This is a genomic window from Homoserinimonas sp., assembly GCF_056262345.1.
Genome location: NZ_JBACFR010000312.1, coordinates 1 through 4,175, shown reverse-complemented (window position 1 = coordinate 4,175; position 4,175 = coordinate 1). Strand labels below are relative to the sequence as shown.

Here is a 4,175-nt window from a genome sequence, read left to right as displayed (position 1 = left end):
GCTGAGGAAGTCGGGGATGTAGCGGTCGCTTGCGGCGATGCGCTCGACGCGCTCGAGGGCGGCGGGGGAGAAGAGGGCGAACCACAGGCCGCCGTCGGAGGCGAAGTTCTTCTGCGGCGCGAAGTAGTAGACGTCGGCCTGGCTGGCGTCGAAGTCGACTCCGCCGGCGGCGCTCGTGGCGTCGATCACGGTGAGGGCGCCCTGGTCGCCCGCAACACGGGTGACGGGAGCCATAACGCCCGTGGAGGTCTCGTTGTGGGTCCAGGCGTAGACGTCGATGCCCTCGCGAGCCACGGCGTCGGCGCGGGAGCCCGGCTCGGCCTTGATCACGTCGGGGGCTTCGAGCCACGGAGCGGATGCGGCCTTGGCAAACTTGCCACCGAACTCACCGAACGTGAGGTTCTGGCTGCGCTTCTCGATGAGGCCAAATGCGGCAGCATCCCAGAACGCGGTGGATCCGCCGTTGCCGAGCACAACCTCGTAGCCTTCGGGGATGCTGAACAGCTGGCCGAGGCCCTCCTGAACGCTCTTGACGAGGTTCTTGACGGGCGCCTGGCGATGAGATGTTCCGAGGATCTTCGCCCCCTCGGTGGTGAGGAACGAGAGCTGCTCTGGGCGGACCTTGGAGGGTCCACATCCGAAGCGTCCGTCGGCGGGCAGCAGGTTAGAAGGAATTATCAGCTCGGCCATGGCGCAATTCTATTGCCCCAGGCCGAACGCCTACGCCGTATGACGACAGCACTCATGTGGCTAGCGGGCTGGACGCCGCGCCGCAGGTTAGGCTAGCCTGACACGCTTGTGCACCGGGAGGGCGACATTGACTGATCTCATTGACACCACTGAGATGTACCTGCGCACCATCTATGAACTCGAAGAAGAGAACATCATTCCGCTGCGGGCGCGCATCAGTGAGCGTCTGGGTCACTCGGGCCCCACGGTCTCGCAGACCGTCGGGCGCATGGAGCGCGATGGCCTCGTTGTTGTCGAGAACGACCGTCACCTCAAGCTCACCGATTCCGGCCGCGAAAAGGCCGTCAGCGTTATGCGCAAGCACCGCCTCGCGGAGCGTCTGCTCTCCGACGTGATCGGGCTCGAATGGTCGCTCGTGCACGAGGAGGCCTGTCGCTGGGAGCATGTGATGAGCGAGCAGGTTGAGCTGCGCATCATGGAGCTTCTCGGCCACCCCACCCACTCTCCCTATGGCAACCCCATCCCCGGGCTTGAGGCCCTCGGCGAGGTGCCGACAACGAGCTTCTCCTCCGGTGTCGTCAACATCGTCAACTACACGCTGGGCGCGGTGGGCCCGGTTGCGGGCACCGTTCGCCGCCTCGGCGAGCCTGTGCAGTATGAGGTGGAGCTGCTTGAGCAGCTGCGCACGGCGGGCGTCGTGCCGGGCGCCAAGGCCAAGTTCACGGCATCCGGATCGTATGTTCTGGTGGAGGTCGACGGCGAAGAGGGCGGCCTAGAGCTGCCCAACGAGGTCGCGCAGCACGTTTACGTGGGCATCAAGGCGCTCTAACTCCCGGTTAACGCCCGGTGGCAGGGCGATGGCTTTGTGGCGCGCCCAGGTGCTGCACAGACCCGGCGGGGTTACCCTGGAATTCGTGCAATTCTGATGAACCATCGGGAGAAACGTTATGAGTGAGGGCAGGAGCATCCGAACCACGGACGCGCTGTGCCCTGAGCGGCTCGCCGGGCACGGCCCCGGCGGCGGCACCCTCATACGCCCGAGCGACCGGTGCTGCGCAGACACCTGCGCCTGTTCACCCCGCGGCACCGCCTTGATGGCGGTGCCTTTTTTCGTTAACCGGCGGATGCTGGCGAGCGAGTCCGAATTGTGCGAAGCGTCGCGCCCCTGCAAGCCGTGCAGGGCGAGAACGATTGGATACCCATGCGCACCCTCGTGTTGAACGCGGGCTACGAGCCCCTCGCCATCGTCAGCTTCAAGCGGGCCATCGTGCTCGTGCTGAATCAGAAGGCAACGGTCGTGGCCCACGACGCCGAACATCCGGTCTATGCCCAGACGGAATCGTTCGAGCGCCCCTCCGTGATTCTGCTCACGCGCTATGTGCGCATTCCCAACGGGCGTTCCGTGCCGGTGAGCCGCCGCGGGGTGCTGCGGCGCGATGGCCACAATTGCGGATACTGCGGCTCGCACGCCACAACGATCGACCACGTTCTGCCGCGGTCGAGGGGTGGCAAGGATTCGTGGGAGAACCTGGTGGCGTGCTGCCTGCGCTGCAACAACGTGAAGGGCGATAGGACCCCGAGGGAGATGGGATGGAGGCTGCGCGTGCGACCGCAGGCCCCGCACGGAACCTCGTGGATGGTGCAGGGCGTCGAGAGCCCCGTGCCGCAGTGGGAGGAATACCTGGCCGCCGCCGCGGCGTAGCTGGCAGTTTGCCAAGGCTGGGCTGGTAGCCGGGCGCATGTGGCGCGCGCGAGCATTTATTCGCGGGAGAATAGTCCGTTCGCGTTGTGTGTGAACGGAAAGCCAGGTAATTCCCGATGGAAAATGTCGCTCGGCCGTGGGCCGCGCTCTGGGCGCTCGTAATCGGGTTCTTCATGATTCTGGTCGACACCACGATCGTCTCGGTGGCGAACCCCTCGATCATGGCCGGGCTCGACGCTGGCATCAACGAGGTCATCTGGGTGACGAGCGCCTACCTGCTCGCCTATGCGGTGCCGCTGCTCATCACGGGTCGCCTCGGCGACCGCTTCGGCCCCAAGCGCCTCTACCTCGCCGGTCTCGTGGTCTTCACGCTGGCCTCGGCCTGGTGCGGCTTTGCGGGCACCATCGAGGCGCTCATCCTGGCCCGCGTCGTGCAGGGATTCGGCGCCGCGCTCATGTCGCCGCAGACCATGGCCGTGATCACTCGAGTGTTCCCGCCCGACCGTCGCGGCGCCGCCATGGGCATCTGGGGTTCTGTCGCCGGCATTGCCACCCTGGTGGGGCCTGTGCTCGGCGGAGTGCTCGTGGACGGCCTGGGCTGGGAGTGGATCTTCTTTATCAACGTGCCCATCGGCATCCTGGCATTCGTTATGGCCGTCAAATTCGTGCCGAACCTCACGACGCATCCGCACCGGTTCGACATTCTCGGCGTTGTGCTCAGCGCTGTGGGCATGTTTCTGCTCGTCTTTGGCATTCAGGAGGGCGAGAGCCACGACTGGGGAACGATCGTGGGGCCCATCACGGTGCCGGGCATGATCGTTTCGGGCGTTGTGGTGCTGGTGCTGTTCGTGCTCTGGCAGGCCTTCAATAAGAGGGGCGAGCCGCTGCTGCCGCTGGCGCTCTTTCGCGACCGCAACTTTTCGCTCGCCAACGGCGCGATCACTGCGATCGGCTTTGCCGTGACCAGCATGTCGCTGCCGCTCGTGTTCTTCTTTCAGATCGTGCGCGGCCTCACCCCCACGCAGTCGGCCCTCATGCTCGTGCCCATGGCGGTGATCGCGGCGGCGCTCGCGCCCCTCGCCGGCAAACTCGTCGACAAGATCAACCCCCGCTACATTGCGGTGACCGGCCTGCTGCTGCTGGCCATTTCGCTGTTCTGGTACTCGGCGCTGCTCTCGCCCGATATCGACATCTACTGGCTGCTGCTGCCCAGCGCCCTGCTCGGCATCGCCAACGCTGGCATGTGGTCGCCGGTCTCCTCGACCGCAACCCGCAACCTGCCGCCCCACCAGGCGGGAGCCGGCTCCGGCGTCTACAACACCACCCGCCAGATCGGCTCGGTGCTCGGCAGCGCCTCGATCGCGGCCCTCATCCAGGCGCGCCTCGCGGCGGAGCTGGGGCCAGGGGCCTCGACGAGCGACTTCGCCCAGGGCGGCGGGCTGCCTGCTGCGTTGCACGAGGGATTCAGTGCGGCGATGTCGCAGTCGTTGCTGCTGCCGGCGGCGGTTGCCGTGGTCGGGGCGGTTATTGTTGCGTTCTTTGCGAAGCCGAAGCCGCCGCAGTGGGGGCCTCGGGCTGAGGCTGCTGCTGCTTCTGCTTCTGCGGGTGCCGCTACGGGAGCTCCGGATGCTGCGGCTGCCGGGTCGCCAGCTGCGTCGCCTTCTAGCTCGGGTGCAGGCTCGCCCTCCGGTTCGCCGGTGGCCGAGGGATAGCTGCTTTCGTCGTTCGCTCGGTCGGGCGTCGCTGCTTCAGTGCGCCGCGAGTTTCGGTAGACTCGCAACGC

4 protein-coding genes are annotated in these 4,175 nt (G+C 66.2%); 3 read left to right on the top strand and 1 reads right to left on the bottom strand.

Annotated features, from left to right (window positions below; all coding sequences use genetic code 11):
* On the bottom strand, positions 1-690 hold a 690-nt coding region (locus tag AC062T_RS14075), incomplete at its 3' end, for an aminotransferase class V-fold PLP-dependent enzyme (protein ID WP_476031064.1).
* 127 nt (positions 691-817) lie between these two features.
* Between AC062T_RS14075 and AC062T_RS14070 the strand changes: the two genes are divergently transcribed.
* From AC062T_RS14070 to AC062T_RS14060, 3 genes are all read left to right on the top strand, one after another.
* Positions 818-1,519, top strand: coding sequence for an iron-dependent transcriptional repressor DtxR (locus AC062T_RS14070; RefSeq protein ID WP_476031062.1), 702 nt, complete (start codon positions 818-820; stop codon positions 1,517-1,519).
* 372 nt (positions 1,520-1,891) lie between these two features.
* A complete protein-coding gene (locus AC062T_RS14065; protein WP_108515058.1) occupies positions 1,892-2,392 on the top strand; it encodes an HNH endonuclease in 501 nt (166 codons plus the stop codon).
* Positions 2,393-2,508: 116 nt separating this feature from the next.
* Positions 2,509-4,104: a DHA2 family efflux MFS transporter permease subunit gene (locus AC062T_RS14060; protein WP_476031060.1), complete on the top strand. Its 1,596-nt coding sequence runs from the start codon at positions 2,509-2,511 to the stop codon at positions 4,102-4,104.
* Positions 4,105-4,175: the final 71 nt, after the last annotated feature.